12 protein-coding genes, 1 other RNA gene and 1 pseudogene are annotated in these 14,182 nt (G+C 46.4%); 6 read left to right on the top strand and 8 right to left on the bottom strand.

Going from position 1 to position 14,182, the window contains the following annotated elements; genetic code table 11:
* Positions 1–5 precede the first annotated feature (5 nt).
* The 7 genes from VIG27_RS00970 to tadA all read right to left on the bottom strand — a co-directional run bounded on the left by VIG27_RS00970 (position 6) and on the right by tadA (position 7,145).
* Positions 6–2,429: a tetratricopeptide repeat protein gene (locus VIG27_RS00970; protein WP_394524483.1), complete on the bottom strand. Its 2,424-nt coding sequence runs from the start codon at positions 2,427–2,429 to the stop codon at positions 6–8.
* A gap of 30 nt (positions 2,430–2,459) precedes the next feature.
* Complete coding sequence (gene recR / locus VIG27_RS00965; RefSeq protein ID WP_394524482.1) at positions 2,460–3,056, bottom strand: recombination mediator RecR; 597 nt, start codon at positions 3,054–3,056, stop codon at positions 2,460–2,462.
* Between the two features lie 2 nt (positions 3,057–3,058).
* Positions 3,059–3,412 carry a YbaB/EbfC family nucleoid-associated protein gene (locus tag VIG27_RS00960; protein ID WP_394524481.1) on the bottom strand — a complete coding sequence of 118 codons (354 nt, stop codon included), beginning with the start codon at positions 3,410–3,412 and terminating at the stop codon, positions 3,059–3,061.
* A gap of 31 nt (positions 3,413–3,443) precedes the next feature.
* A complete protein-coding gene (gene dnaX, locus VIG27_RS00955) occupies positions 3,444–5,015 on the bottom strand; it encodes a DNA polymerase III subunit gamma/tau (protein ID WP_394524480.1) in 1,572 nt (523 codons plus the stop codon).
* Between the two features lie 13 nt (positions 5,016–5,028).
* Entirely contained in the window at positions 5,029–6,108 is a 1,080-nt protein-coding gene (locus VIG27_RS00950; protein ID WP_394524478.1) for a 6-phosphofructokinase, read from the bottom strand.
* 218 nt (positions 6,109–6,326) lie between these two features.
* An RNA gene (ffs, locus tag VIG27_RS00945) (signal recognition particle sRNA large type) lies at positions 6,327–6,588 on the bottom strand.
* A 68-nt stretch (positions 6,589–6,656) separates the two neighbouring features.
* Positions 6,657–7,145 (bottom strand): tRNA adenosine(34) deaminase TadA, encoded by a 489-nt coding sequence (gene tadA, locus VIG27_RS00940; RefSeq protein ID WP_394524476.1) that lies wholly within the window; start codon positions 7,143–7,145, stop codon positions 6,657–6,659.
* Between the two features lie 69 nt (positions 7,146–7,214).
* Here tadA and VIG27_RS00935 point away from each other — a divergent pair, with 69 nt between their 5' ends.
* Entirely contained in the window at positions 7,215–7,910 is a 696-nt protein-coding gene (locus tag VIG27_RS00935) for an anaerobic ribonucleoside-triphosphate reductase activating protein (protein WP_394524474.1), read from the top strand.
* Positions 7,911–7,944: 34 nt separating this feature from the next.
* On the opposite strand, the gene VIG27_RS00930 is transcribed toward VIG27_RS00935, so the two are convergent.
* Complete coding sequence (locus tag VIG27_RS00930; protein ID WP_394524471.1) at positions 7,945–10,026, bottom strand: DUF6128 domain-containing protein; 2,082 nt, start codon at positions 10,024–10,026, stop codon at positions 7,945–7,947.
* A 119-nt stretch (positions 10,027–10,145) separates the two neighbouring features.
* Between VIG27_RS00930 and VIG27_RS00925 the strand changes: the two are divergent.
* The 5 genes and pseudogenes from VIG27_RS00925 (at position 10,146) to VIG27_RS00905 (ending at position 14,122) form a co-directional block, all read left to right on the top strand.
* Positions 10,146–10,674 (top strand): annotated as a pseudogene (locus VIG27_RS00925) (glucosamine-6-phosphate deaminase).
* Between the two features lie 388 nt (positions 10,675–11,062).
* The gene (locus VIG27_RS00920; protein ID WP_394524469.1) at positions 11,063–11,839 is read left to right on the top strand and encodes a hypothetical protein; all 777 of its coding nucleotides are present in this window, start codon (positions 11,063–11,065) and stop codon (positions 11,837–11,839) included.
* On the top strand, positions 11,832–12,689 hold the full coding sequence (locus VIG27_RS00915; protein WP_394524467.1) for an ABC-2 family transporter protein: 858 nt from the start codon (positions 11,832–11,834) through the stop codon (positions 12,687–12,689). The genes VIG27_RS00920 and VIG27_RS00915 overlap by 8 nt, the downstream gene beginning before the upstream one ends.
* On the top strand, positions 12,643–13,653 hold the full coding sequence (locus VIG27_RS00910; protein ID WP_394524464.1) for an ABC transporter ATP-binding protein: 1,011 nt from the start codon (positions 12,643–12,645) through the stop codon (positions 13,651–13,653). The genes VIG27_RS00915 and VIG27_RS00910 overlap by 47 nt, the downstream gene beginning before the upstream one ends.
* 64 nt (positions 13,654–13,717) lie before the next feature.
* Positions 13,718–14,122, top strand: a complete 405-nt coding sequence (locus VIG27_RS00905) for a bacteriohemerythrin (RefSeq protein WP_394524462.1) — start codon at positions 13,718–13,720, stop codon at positions 14,120–14,122.
* Positions 14,123–14,182: the final 60 nt, after the last annotated feature.

The following is a 14,182-nucleotide window of genomic DNA, read 5'->3' as shown; positions in this document are numbered from 1 at the left end:
CTCCATTAATATATGAAATGTTCTTCTTTTAAGACCAGCAGTCCATCTTTATCATATTTCGTTGAAAACAAATTTTTGATCCGTTTTCCAATGGATGGTTTTTCCGCACGGTCTGCTGCTTCTTCGATCAGACGTTCTGCATTGGCTTTGTTCAGAGGAGTTCCATCTTCTTCCATGATTTCGATTCTTTCGTATAAAGCCAGCATACTTTTCCCTGTTATACTGCAATCAATTTCATTGGCATAACGGCAGGCGTATTGTGCAAACTCGTCAATGTCCATCTCTTCTTCATGAAGGCCGACTGGAGGTGCATATTCATTTCCTGACTCATAAGGATCATTCTGAGGATAATCATTTCCGGGCTGGAAAGAGTCCTCCTGCTGAATTTTGCGGTTTGCCTGAAAGAATTTATTACGCTTAGGTGCTGCTTTTTTCCGACTTGCACTATTTTGATCATGAATAGCTTCCTGATTGTAACCATTTTCCGGGATATAACTGTCTTCCTGGCTGTAGGAAGTGGTGTCGCTGTAAGTGTCCTCTGCGAATGTTTCCCCTTGATAGGAGGAAGAGTTTTCAAAACCATTGTATGGTTCTTCTCTTAAAGGCTGGTTTTTGCAGGAAGGGGATGGATGCATCGCAGAATCAGGAGCGGGGTTCGGTTCTCCGCTTCCGATACATTCAAATTTACTGGCAAGAATCGGATGTTCCCGGTGAAGAGTCTCCATCTGTTTGGGATTGTCAATGAGAACAACGATCATTCCGCTTTCATCATGCTCCATTAGTGTATTCAGTTCATTCAGTACAGCGGGCGTAAGATCTCCGGCTTCTTCAATTATAAGATCTTTTCCTGCAAGCTTGTCCGCACATGACATAATTCCACGTTTGGATAACTTGGAACCGGTAATTTTAGCTACCGGATTCTTTACACCGCTTTCTTTATGGATCTGCTTTAACGCTTCCACTGCTATTTGAAGTCCTTTCTCAGGAGTTCTTGCTTCAATCATCAAGTGGTTGCGAACCGGAAGTTCCTCCGGCTCATCTTCTTCCTCATATAGTTCTTCAAATTCCATGTCGTCCTGTTGGCTGAAATTTGAAGTATGATAATCCACAGAATCCGGTAAAACTTCAGCCGAAGAATCATTCGGTTGATATGGAACTTCAGCTTGAGCGGAATATTCTTCTGATTCCTCGGCGGTTATGGCTGCCTGGCGGGCAGCGTTATCCTGATTAAGGGAATCATCGAAAAACTCGCCGGAATCATCAACTGCATAAGCGTTATCTTCTAAATGAGCATTATGCTCTGCATAGAAACTATCTTCTGCATAAAAGTCGCTTGCCGTCTGGTCATTACTTTCTTCATTATTATCATCTTCCAAATAGGCATTATTTTCCGGATATAAATTATTTTCTGCGCAGCTGTCGTATTCAGGCTTTAGTTCATTGTAACGGTCCAATTCCGATTCGTTGAGACCGGGGGATTCCAGTTCCTCTTCTTCGATTACAGGTTCTGAATAGGATTCATAAGCTCCTCTTGGCCTTTTTACGGAGGTCATCGGACGGCCTACTCTCCGAATGTCCTCCAACACTCTGGTGTGTTCCATTCTGCTTTCTTCCTGCATGACGGGTTCGTCGTAAGAGATCCTGGACATCTCTCTTGCAAGAGTTTCCTGGACATCCGCTACCTGCATGGAGGCTTCGATGTCGGAAGTCATGGGATCTTCCTGATACATCATTTCAGCTTCACGGGAAGCGGGTTCTTCTTCAAGCGGTATTCCTGAACGGTATTCCTGTTCTACGGCGCGCAGCTTTGCTTCGTATTTGTCCCGGTTCTCTACAAGATCCATCTGATAACTGGTAAGCGGTGCATACTGTATCTTTAAATCCATGGCCTTGTCTACATACTTTCCGAGGCCAAACATCAGCATGATCCGGTCGCAGGTTTCCACACAGCGGTCGGGCATACCTGCAAGACTATATAATTCAGCCAGTTCATACAGCCATTTCTCGTCAAGTTCCACACTTGTGTAGGACTCAAGGGAATGAATGAGCTGCTGGGCGGGTGCTCCTTTGGATTTTAATATCATATAGCGCAGAAGCTGCTGTCTGGGGTCTTCCGATGCCAGATCGCCAAATTCCTTATAATATGCTTCTGCTTCTTCAATGTTGCCCTCTTTGATTGCCAGTTCTGCAAGTTTATACAGCAGGCGTTTTCCGATGGGAGCACGTTCAAACGCCTGTAGTAAGATCTCCTTGGCTTCCTGATAATCTTCATTCTTCTCATATACCATGGCAACCATGGATAGCAGATTGGTGTTGCGGACTCTTCTCCAGTCTATTGTATCGGCGATCTTCATCGCCGTCTCATAGTCGTTTTTGCCAACCAGTTTTTTAATCTGTTCAACCTTTATATTAAACTCGTACTTATCCATTATTTTGCATCTCCTAACAAGGCAAATAGGTTACAGCTCGACCCTTCCTTCCAGGGCCCGTAACAATGTCACCTCATCTATGTACTCTAAGTCTCCTCCAACGGGAACTCCGCTGGCTATACGGGTAACTCTGATTCCTGTAGGTTTGATCAGCTTGCTGATATACATCGCTGTCGTCTCGCCTTCAAGGCTGGAATTGGTAGCAATGATCACCTCTTCCACGTCTCCCTGCAGTCTCTGCATCAATTCCTTCAGCTTTATATCTCCGGGTCCGATTCCCAGCATTGGGGAAATGGCACCATGGAGAACATGGTAAACGCCTTCAAACTTTCCGGTTTTTTCATACGCTGCTAAATCTCTTGTATCTTCCACAACCATGATTACCTTGTGATTGCGTTTTTCGCTTTTGCAAATGGGGCATCGTTCCTGATCTGTCAGGGTAAAGCATTCCTTGCAGTAATGTACATTGCGTTTTGCTTCTGTAATGGATGAAGCAAGGCCTGCCACTTGTTCTTCCGGCATATTGATAATATGAAACGCCAGACGCTGTGCGGATTTACTGCCAATGCCCGGAAGCCTTGACAGTTCTTCGATCAATTTGGTTATCTGACTGCTGAAATAATCCATAATTAGAACGGAAAGCCTCCGCCCAGGCCGCCAAGACCGCCGGTCAGCTTCGCCATGGCAGAGCTGCTTTCCTCTTCCATCTGGCGGAATGCTTCATTGGTTGCTGCCATAATAAGGTCTTCCAGCATCTCGATGTCATCAGGGTCTACAACTTCTTTGGACAGCTTTACGGATGTAACTTCTTTTTTTCCGGAAACGGTAACAGATACGGCTCCGCCGCCTGCTGCCGCTGTATATTCCTTATCTTCCAGAGCCTTTGTTGTCTCTTCCATCTGACGCTGCATCTTCTGCGCCTGTTTCATTAAATTGTTCATATTACCAGGCATCGCGCCTGGAAAACCGCCACGTTTCGCCATGGTGTATATCCTCCTGATCTTTCTTTTCTTTTTATTCTTCTATTGTAATGTCCATTAAAATATTCGCTTTTAATTCTTCGTCACTGACGTATATCGTGTCCAGCCTTTCGCCTCCTCCCCGGAGTCTTGTCTTAAAGGCAATGGACTTTTTGTAATGGTCTTCCACATACCGCTCAATCTCTGAAACAGTAGTATCCCGGCTTCCGATCATGTAGTTGCTCTGATCTGAAAATACCACGCACAGGCAGCTTTCGCCTGCGGGCTCGACTACGGTATCCCGGAAACTGGCCCGGATAGGACCGCCTAATTCCCGAATGATCTTTCCCCATTCACTGCGGATCAGATTCAAATCCTCCAGCTGTCCTTTTGGAAGCGTGACCCGTTCTGCGGGAGTCAGTTCCTCGGCCGGTGCCGGAGCCGCTGCCTGAGGGGCTGCTTTTGATACCACACCGTTCTCCAGCTGCTTTTCAATGCTTTTGATCCGTTCGATCAGAGAATCCAAATTCTGTTCCATCTGGGGGCGGGTCAATTTTATGAGGGCCACTTCAATGAGAACCCGTTTCTGGGATGCATAGCGAAGCTGGTTGGATAAATCGGAGAACACCCGGATATAACGGAGAAGGGTCTCCTGGTCTGCCCGGGCACTGTATTCTTTTAAAATGGCCTGGTTTTCCGTTGACATATCGAGCAGTGCGTCTCCGTCGTCAACGGATTTTAAAATCAGCAGATTTCTTAAATACCAGATAAAATCCACCACAAACTGGCCCAATTCCCTGCCCTGGATCACCAGTTCTTCCAGGCAGGTAATACAATCCCTGGTCCGGTTGTCTGTGACCGCACGAAACAGCTTTCCGTATACGGTGATATCCACGGCTCCAAGCACATCCAGTACATTATCATAGGTAAGGATCTCTCCGTAATGAAAGGCGATGCACTGGTCCAAAAGGCTGAGGGCGTCACGAAGGGCACCGTCCGCAGCCTTTGCGATATAAGTAAGGGCTCTGTCTTCCACTTGTATGTGTTCTGCGGCTGTAAGACCTTTTAAATGTTCTGCAATGGTCTCTACCGTAATACGCTTGAAATCATATCTCTGGCACCGGGAAAGAACCGTCACAGGAATCTTCTGAACTTCCGTCGTTGCCAGGATGAATATGACATAGGACGGCGGTTCTTCCAGAGTCTTTAGCAGTGCATTAAATGCCCCTGTAGAAAGCATATGAACCTCATCAATGATATAAACCCGGTATTTCCCTTCTGTTGGAGGATACTGGACCTGATCTCTGATCTCTCTGATGTTCTCCACACCGTTATTGGACGCAGCATCAATCTCAACCACATTCAAGGAAGCTCCGGCTGCAATGCTTTTACAGGTCGCACATTCCCCGCAGGGACTGCCATCCTTTGGCGCTTCGCAGTTGACCGCTTTTGCAAAAATCTTTGCAATACTGGTCTTACCGGTTCCTCTGGTTCCGCAAAACAGATACGCATGTCCGATACGCGCGGATACGATCTGGTTTTTCAATGTCTGTACGATATGGTCCTGTCCCTTTACATCCGCAAAGGAAGAGGGGCGCCATTTCCGATACAATGCCGTATATGACATGCTTATAAACTCCTTATTCGTCCCCGAAGCTGATTCCAATCATCTTGGCTTCCCTGACGATGGAGCACTTGGGATCGACTGTTTTTAATTTGCCGGCAATATCAGCAAGCGGCATCTTCACAATCTCATTGTTCTGAACCACTACCATATTTCCATAATCTTTGTTCTTAATGAGCATTGCGGCTTCTGCACCGAGCCTGGTAGATAAGACCCTGTCATAGGGGCAGGGGTCCCCGCCTCTTTGCATATGGCCCGGCACGGTGACCCGTACTTCCTGGCCTGTCCGCTCTGTGATCATGGCTCCGATCTCATATGCGATGGAGGGATAGATCACTCCGCTCTTCTTTTTTTCTTTCAGTTCTTTTTTTGTAAGTGAGGCATCTTCTTTTGAGATCGCCCCTTCTGCCACGGCAATAATGGAAAATCTTTTGCCGTTTTTAGTTCTGTTTTTTAAGGCATTGATCACGATATCAAGATTATACGGGATCTCGGGAAGGAGTATGATATCTGCTCCTCCTGCAATGCCTGCATATAAAGTGAGCCAGCCCACCTTATGGCCCATAACTTCTACAATGAAAACTCTGCCATGGGAAGCGGCTGTGGTATGAATGCAGTCAATGGCATTGGTTGCCACATTGACAGCACTCTGGAAACCAAAGGTCATATCGGTTCCCCACAAATCGTTATCAATGGTCTTAGGCAGAGAAACCACATGAAGGCCCTCCTCCCGAAGAAGATTGGCTGTCTTCTGGCTTCCATTGCCGCCTAAAACAACCAGGCATTCTAATTTCAGCTTTTTATAGGTGTTCTTCATGGCTTCCACCTTATCAAGACCGTTCTCATCCGGGGTACGCATAAGTTTGAATGGCTGTCTGGAGGTGCCAAGGATGGTTCCGCCCTTTGTTAAGATTCCCGAAAATTCTTCCTGTTTCATTATGCGGTATTTTGAATAAATAAGACCTTTGTAGCCATCTTCAAATCCTATGATCTCTATGTCACCGAAGATCCGGTACAGCGCTTTTGCCACGCCACGCATGGTAGCGTTTAAGCTCTGACAGTCTCCGCCGCTCGTAAGCATTCCAATTCTCATCATGAAAGCGCACCTCATCTTTGATTCAATTTGTCATTCGGAAATAGGTACTATTATACCCATTTTATTCTCAATTATAATACAAAGGGGAATGGCGGGCAAGGGAAAACTTCATTATAATAAGAAAAGTAAGAAAATATTAAAAATGCTATTCAGGAATTGTAAAAGACACCGTAAAACAGCTTTCTGCTTCCCGGTGTCCGATCATTATTATATTTAATCCGTGCGTCTCACTTTGAACCGCTATCACAGGCGTTACCCTGACAGTTAACTCAGTCCAGGCTCCCTCACGGCACACAGAATCATTCACTTAGTGCTGCTGCATTCCTGCCCTGACACGGTTCGCGAAGTTCTGTTGCGTAAGACCCAAACGTCATCGCCACTTATCGGGGGCAGCCCTGCAATAGCCGGCCCTGGGTGAGACATCACCCCTGCTGGAGCGGATTGCAGGTACAGGGCACCGCTATCTCCCCGGCTGCACGGAAGCTTTATGACATGTTTTGGTTGAATCGCTGTTAAGTATACATGGAAAAGCCTAAATTGTCAAGGATTTACGGGGTATTTGCCTCTTCCAGTTTCTGTTTTTTCTTTTCCCTTAATTCTTTAAAAAAGTTTTTCATCATAAGGGAACATTCTTCCCCTAAAACTCCGGTCTCAGTCTCTACCTGATGATTGAACCGGTCTTCATGGAGCATGTCCAAGATGGAACCGGCACATCCTGCTTTCTGATTCATACAGCCAATGACTACTCTGGGAATCCTGGCCTGAACGATGGCTCCGGCACACATAGGACATGGCTCCAGCGTCACATACATGGTACAGCCTTCCAGTCTCCAGTCCCCGATTCTTTTACAGGCTTTTTTTATGGCGTTAATTTCTGCGTGGGACAGCACATTTTTATCTATGGTGCGGCGGTTATAGCCGCGGGCGATAATTTTATCTTCATAAACGATTACGCAGCCGATGGGGACTTCGCCGATGGCTCTGGCTTTTTCCGCCTGAACAATGGCTGCCCGCATATACTTCTCATCTGTGGTCATATTCGTTCCTCTTTGCTTTTTATTATGGTATAATCATAGTATAACACGAAACAAAGGAATGGTGAAGGTATGAAACTCTGCGGACTTCAAAAGACAACCCTTCTGGATTATCCAGGCCACGTTGCCGCTACGGTTTTTCTGGGGGGCTGCAATTTCCGGTGTCCCTTCTGCCATAACAGCGGGCTGATCGGAAGTGATGCAAAACCGCTTTTTACGGAAGATGAAATACTTGGTTTTCTGCAGAAACGAAAAGGGATTTTGGAAGGGCTCTGCGTCACGGGAGGCGAACCCACTCTTCAGGAGGATTTGGAAGCATTTTTGAAAAAAGCTAAGGATTTGGGATATCTTATAAAACTGGATACCAACGGCTATCGGCCGGAGGTTTTAAAAAATCTGGTTTTTAAAGGATTGATTGATTACGTGGCAATGGATATCAAGGGAGGCAGAAGCAATTACGAAAAGGCTTCGGGCTTTTGCGGCATCAGAATCGAACAAGTGGAAAAAAGTGCGGAGTTTTTAATGGAAGGACATGTACCATGGGAATTTCGGACCACCGTGGTAAAGGGGATTCATGGAAAAGAGGACTTTATGGATATTGGAAAATGGCTGAAAGGCCCTTCTCTCTATTTTCTTCAAAACTATGTGGAATCAGAAGAAGTTCTCTGCCCGGGGTACGAGTCATTTTCTAAAAGCGAATTAGAGGGATTTCTCGGTATTGTAAAACCGTGGATTCCCAATTCAGCACTTCGCGGAGTTGACAGTTGAGGGCATGGACACTACTGCAAACAAGGGGGCTTTATCAGCCCCCTATTTTTATATCCGTATACCAATAACCAAATCTTCCGTCTTCCACGGGCTGCTCTTTTGACAGCACAAAGTTGGGGAAGCCGAACATGGACGCCATGTAACGTTCATTGCTGTAATAATGGCCCGGGATTCCCAGTAAATAACGAGGTGTTCCATTTGGATTAAAAAGTTTTGCAAGGATTAAGTATCGGTAATTATAATATCCGTGGAGAAGAAAACTGTTATTGCCGTAAACCCAGGTATCTCTTGGAAGAAGGCCAATGTCCTGCGGTTTAATGGTCAGTATTTCACAGCCATCTTCATAATCAAAGGCGAGTATCCTTGTATGTTCCCGTCTCAGTTTCTCCCAGACAACACTATGGGGGGTCTCCTCCTCCTGGTCTTCATTCTGACGAAGGCGCTCTAATTCATCGGGATTTCCCAGCTTTATTTCTTCCTTCTTGGTTTCCGGTGCTTCTTTGATGACCGCATCGGCCCGGTATAAAAGAGTTTTTTTGGGGGCTGCCGCTTCTTCCTCGGATAATTTTTTGGCGGCTACTGCTTCTGCACGAACCTGGTCAGATTTATGTTCCTGAACTTCATTTTCCTGATGATCTTTTTGCTGATGGACTGCTTCCTGGTCTTCCTGTCCGGGCATTTTCCACTCCTGAGACATGGGTCCTGTCGCGGAAGGAACCGGGGTGGAACTGATGGGTCTGTTCATCTGAGGTACGCCTGGGGACGGACCTGTCGTGGAAGGCATTGGTGTCTCCCGCATGCCGGGTATGGGGCCGCTCCTAATTGACCTTGATCCCGGAACCGGACCTGTGTTAAAGGGCGGTGCTCCCCGATCCCAGCCTGCTGTAGGGCCGGTAATTGTAGGTCCCGGAGTCGTTGGGCTTGAGGTCGTTGAACCTGGAGTTGTTGGTCCCGGGGTCGCTGAGCCTGGGTTCACTGGTCCTGTCCTGGCCGGATTGAATCCTGGTATAGGTCCTATCATGGTTGGGCTTGTAATGGGGACAGGACCTGTTGGGATCGGACGAGTGATTGGCATCGGGCCTGTCATTGTTGGCATTGGCTGAGGCGTGGTATCCCGCATAGGGCCTGTTGTTCCAGGTGACGCTGTGGGAAGAGTTCCTGCCGGACCTGTAACTCCCGTCATTCCTGACGGCTGCGTTCCGGTTGGGCCTGTTACACCTGGTATTGATGACGGCTGCGTTCCGGTCGGGCCTGTTACACCTGGTATTGATGATGGCTGCGTTCCGGTCGGGCCTGTAGTTCCCGGCATTGTTGACCGCTGCGTTCCGGTCGGGCCTGTAGCTTCCGGCATTGCTGACCGCTGCGTTCCGGTCGGGCCTGTAGCTTCCGGCATTGCTGACCGCTGCGTTCCGGTCGGGCCTGCAGCTTCCGGCATTGCTGACCGCTGCGTTCCGGTCGGGCCTGCAGCTTCCGGCATTCCTGACGATTGCGTTCCGGTCGGGCCTGTATTTCCTCCCAGGGGGCCGCCTGTCATTTGTTCCGCCTCTACTTGTTCTGTATGTATCGGTGTCTCCTCCTGATCCTTTGTTAAGGTCTGGACCGGAGATGGTTCCTTATCTTCTGTGGCTTCATTTGACTGCAAAGGAAATTCCTCTTCAATTTCACGGACCGCTTTTTTGATCTGCTCTTCCGATATTGCAGGCCGCTCCGTATCCTGCTCGGATTGGGACTTATGCTGTAATTCTACTTCAGCTGCATGGGCAACCGCGTCTTCCCATATGGTCGTATAGGAACGCCATGTATTCTTTACGTCGTGGATGGTCAGTCCGAAGCACTGATCCACAGTAATGCCGGAATGTTCAATATCACTAGCCGATACCACGGTTCTGAATTCACCTGAACCTCCCCGGATGAAAATATTTCCAAGGTATATCTCCTGCTCTCCGGCTAATAAGTACACCCCAATGTCATTGCCGCCCACATAAATCCGTTTGACACTTACCGTAATCTTGCACTGGATTCCTCTCGTCTCTATCTTGGCAAATCCGATGTTTTTTCCTTTGATTCCGCCTTCGTAGGCATAAATATATGAGATTAGTCTTCGATAGTTAGACATGCCACCACTCCTTTATAGTTATTTTATGCAAAATGCCATTGCAACTATGACATAAAAATGTTATCCTGTTGAAATAAAAAAAATAAAAATTTTTTCCATTTGCCGGAGGTATGAAAAAAATGAAGCTTTGTCGTGCAAAAGACTATTATGACATGAGTCGTAAAGCTGCCAACATTATCTCCGCACAGGTCATCATGAAACCAAACTGTGTTTTGGGTCTGGCAACCGGGTCCACGCCGGTGGGAATCTATCAGCAGCTGATCGAATGGCACAATAAGGGGGATTTAGACTTTTCTCAGGTGAAAACGGCGAATCTGGACGAATATAAAGGATTGCCCAAGACCAATGAACAAAGCTATTATCACTTTATGCATGAAAATCTGTTTTGTCACGTAAACATCAAAGATAAAAAAACTAATATTCCAGACGGGACCTAACCTGATGCGCAAAAAGAAGCGGCCCGATACGAAGAAACCCTGCAAAATCTGGGCGGCATTGATTTACAGCTTCTTGGATTGGGTCATAACGGGCATATCGGGTTTAATGAGCCATCAAGGGACCGGTACTCCACGTGTTCCGGCTTCCATTTTGCAGCTTCATCCGGATGTGATCCTTGTTGCAGATGAACCAGCCTTATCCAAATTCTGATAAATTTAAAATTTAAACATTGTTTAAAATTGACTTTTTTTCAGTAAGATGCTATGATGAATCAAATTCTTTTATAAGGAGGTGAGACGATATGAAACCAATTACAATGAAATCAACATCATTATGGATAAATCTGAAGTTTATTACCGTAATTTTCTGTAATTATGGACTGTCCGTGTATAAGTGCGCCCATTTTTACGAAAAAAGCAGCGTCTCACCTCAGATTATGTCTCACATCCGGTAACTTTTTTGATGTATGACTGAAATTCTGCCCGGCCGCTGTGAATGCCGGGATTTTTTGTGCCATTTTTTCGATAACAGGCGTTCTGCGCGGACGTAACAGGATATTTGTATCCATCGACTCGCACAAAATGGAGGAATTTCATTCATGAATCCGAAAAAATTTATTCGATCCGATTATGGCTCTCTTCCTAGGGCCATACGTTCCACAATGTTTATGTGTACAAAACAAATATTTGACGGCGGTTTTTTATGCGTTGCTGGCGGCTATTTTGTTCAGGCCGTTCAGTTTGTCATGCTGATTTTTATCTGGAAGTCTCTGGAGAAAGGCGGTGCCCTGAACCAGGGAACCTCTTTGCACCAGCTGATGACTTACACGCTGATGGCCGCCATTTTCCATCAGGAATTAAATATCATCTCTTCTGCCACTTCTGCCCTGTGGGAAGGTTCTATCATCGGGCGGCATTGGATTCCCAATTTTCTGTTTTTTGGGCTGCCGCTGTGGCTTTTATCTCCGCTCCTTTTCATAAACCCCTGGCCGGTTTCAGCGGCAAATGGCATTCTGGCTTTTTTAAGCCTCATTTTGGCGGCTTCTCTTGGGTTTGCCATTGATTTACTTTTTGCTTCGTTTGCCATGCATTTAAAAAATGGGTGCTGGGCGGCTCTTGCGGTGCGGGAGGCCATATACGCACTGTTGTCGGGGGAAATGATTCCATTTTCTTTATTTCCAAAGGAAATCGGAACGGTATTTTCTCTGCTGCCGCTTGGTTCTGTTGCCCATGGTCCATTGACCATATACACCGGTGCTGCCGGGAATTATCAGACAATCATTGGGCTTCAGATTTTTTGGAATGTAATTTTATGGATCGCCGCGATTCATATCTTTCGTAAAAGCAAGGAAAGGATGGTTTCTTTTGGTGGATAATTTAAAAACTCTTTTCCGGCTGTATAGGCAGTACGGAAAAATGGATCTTTTATGGTTTCTTCGTGATACCCGTTACTTCTTTTTACAGCTTATCTCTGACGTGGTAAGCGGGGGCTGTACCATTGCAGGCGTTTATCTCTTATCTGCAAATTTTGGAAACTTTGCGGGAATGGGCCGGGATGACATTTTGTTTATGATGGGCTTTTCTGTGTTTACCGACGGAATTTATATGGTATTTTTTATTGGAAACAATTCCGGGATGATCAGCCGTATCATTGGGCGGGGACAGCTTGACCACGTGATGATCCAGCCGGTTCCTTTATGGACGGAGCTTTTGGCCCAGGGCTTCTGCCCATTTTCCGGCTCTCCCATGTTTTTGCTGGGGGCAGGCCTTGCCTGGTACGGGGCTGCCGGGACTTCCATGGCCATAACCCCCTTATGGATGGGACTGTTTCTTTTGTATGCGGTCTGTTCCTGCCTGCTGATCGTATCGTTTCTCTATCTTTTATCCTGCATGGCCTTTTATGCACCGGCGGCTGCGGAGGAAATCTCCATGGTTGGAATGGATATGTTCTCTTCCTTAAAAACTTATCCGCTGGGCAATATCAGTCCTGCAGTCAAACGAATCTTCCTCACCATACTTCCGATCGGGCTTTGTGCCTGGTTTCCGTCCGTTTTACTTTTAAAGGCGGGAAAGGAGGGAGTGTCATCCCTAAACCTTCTGCCGGCTCTTTTTCTGCCCGCAGTAACCGCGGTTTTCTTACTGGCCGCTCTCACATTTTTTAAGAAAGGAATGAAACATTATGCAGCCTATGGTTCTCCAAGATACTCCGGCTTTGGCCATCGATAATGTAACAAAAACATACACACAGTGGCAAAGAAGCGGAAAAGCCAAAGATATTATAAAAAACATGTTCCGCCCGGACAAACGGGTGGTAACCGCACTGGATCACGTATCCCTTACCATAAACCCCGGGGAATTTGTAGCCTATGCAGGGGCAAACGGAGCGGGGAAAAGTACTACCATTAAAATTCTCTCAGGCATTCTCCTGCCTACGCAAGGAAGGGTCTCGGTGCTTGGAATGGACCCTTTGAGGGACCGTATCCCTCTCATGCGGCGTGTGGGAATCTTATTCGGACAGCGGACGGAGCTATGGTGGGACCACCCCGTTATTACCAGCTTTGAGTGGAAAAAGGAGGTCTGGAACATACCTGATGAAATATATCAGAGAAATCTTAAAATGGTTACCCAACTGCTGGACCTTACCGATATCTTAAAAACATTTGCCAGGGAACTCAGCCTGGGGCAGCGGATGCGGGCGGACATTGCCATGCTCCTTTTACACGGACCGGACCTTATTTTTCTTGATGAGCCTACGTTAGGCTTGGATGTCCTTGCAAAGCAGCAGATGATACATTTTCTGAAAAAAATCAACAAAGAGCAGAAAACTACTGTAGTGGTCACCAGTCATGATATGGATGACCTGGAAGAAATGGCTCAGAGGGTGGTGCTGTTAAATAAAGGAACCATCGCCTTTGACGGGAATTTTGATGAGCTTCGGGATGCTTTAGGAGGCTTCTACCGGATCGAAATCACAACGTCCCCCAAGGAGGCTCCCCTTTCTCTTCCCGGAATGAAACTGCTGCGTTCGGAACATGGCAGCCATGAGTATGAATTTGACCGGAAAATATTTCCTATCCATAGAGTATTAGGGAATTTGTCTGAATTTCCTCAAATCCTGGATGTGGAAATTAAAAAAGCTCCCATTGAAGATGTCGTGGCAAATCTCTATTTAAGCTGGAAAGATAAATAGAGGTTGCTATTTGAAAATTTTGATGTAAAATGAATATGAAGATCGAATTATGGAGGGAATTACTATGGCTTATACTTTTACAAAAGACCTGGAGACAGGTAACCAATTAATCGACACGGAGCATCGTCAGCTCATAGATGCGGTCAACAACCTTTTAGCTGCCTGCGCAACCGGTAAGGGACGCAGCGAACTGGCAACCATAACAAAATTTCTTCAGGATTATACGGCGAAGCACTTCAGCGACGAAGAAAAGCTTCAGGTTCAAAGCAAGTACCCTGATTATGTAAACCACAGACGCTACCATGAAGATTTTAAAAAAGTGGTTGCCGAAATCTGCCGTAAGCTGGATAAGGATGGTCCAACCGTGGCACTCGTGGGTGAGGTAAATTCTACCATTGCAGGCTGGCTGATCAACCATATCAAAAAAGAAGACGTAAAGGTTGCCAACCATATAAAAAACAAAGCTTAAGTACCCGATGGGAGAAGATTCTATCTTTTCATTCCCGCCGTTTTATAATAGAATCGTCTT

The organism is Lacrimispora sinapis, from assembly GCF_043633585.1.
In the GTDB taxonomy this organism is placed as follows: domain Bacteria; phylum Bacillota; class Clostridia; order Lachnospirales; family Lachnospiraceae; genus Lacrimispora; species Lacrimispora sinapis.
This window is presented reverse-complemented; position numbering and strand designations above follow the sequence as displayed.

What these genes read in the sequence shown, in the direction of transcription:
- VIG27_RS00935 (WP_394524474.1), top strand. Translation starts at nt 7,215, where the DNA reads ATGAAACTCTGCGGACTTCAAAAGACAACCCTTCTGGATTATCCAGGC.
- recR (WP_394524482.1), bottom strand. Translation starts at nt 3,056, where the DNA reads ATGGATTATTTCAGCAGTCAGATAACCAAATTGATCGAAGAACTGTCA.
- VIG27_RS00920 (WP_394524469.1), top strand. Translation starts at nt 11,063, where the DNA reads ATGAATCCGAAAAAATTTATTCGATCCGATTATGGCTCTCTTCCTAGG.
- dnaX (WP_394524480.1), bottom strand. Translation starts at nt 5,015, where the DNA reads ATGTCATATACGGCATTGTATCGGAAATGGCGCCCCTCTTCCTTTGCG.
- VIG27_RS00910 (WP_394524464.1), top strand. Translation starts at nt 12,643, where the DNA reads ATGCAGCCTATGGTTCTCCAAGATACTCCGGCTTTGGCCATCGATAAT.
- VIG27_RS00905 (WP_394524462.1), top strand. Translation starts at nt 13,718, where the DNA reads ATGGCTTATACTTTTACAAAAGACCTGGAGACAGGTAACCAATTAATC.
- VIG27_RS00950 (WP_394524478.1), bottom strand. Translation starts at nt 6,108, where the DNA reads ATGATGAGAATTGGAATGCTTACGAGCGGCGGAGACTGTCAGAGCTTA.
- VIG27_RS00960 (WP_394524481.1), bottom strand. Translation starts at nt 3,412, where the DNA reads ATGGCGAAACGTGGCGGTTTTCCAGGCGCGATGCCTGGTAATATGAAC.
- VIG27_RS00970 (WP_394524483.1), bottom strand. Translation starts at nt 2,429, where the DNA reads ATGGATAAGTACGAGTTTAATATAAAGGTTGAACAGATTAAAAAACTG.
- tadA (WP_394524476.1), bottom strand. Translation starts at nt 7,145, where the DNA reads ATGACCACAGATGAGAAGTATATGCGGGCAGCCATTGTTCAGGCGGAA.
- VIG27_RS00930 (WP_394524471.1), bottom strand. Translation starts at nt 10,026, where the DNA reads ATGTCTAACTATCGAAGACTAATCTCATATATTTATGCCTACGAAGGC.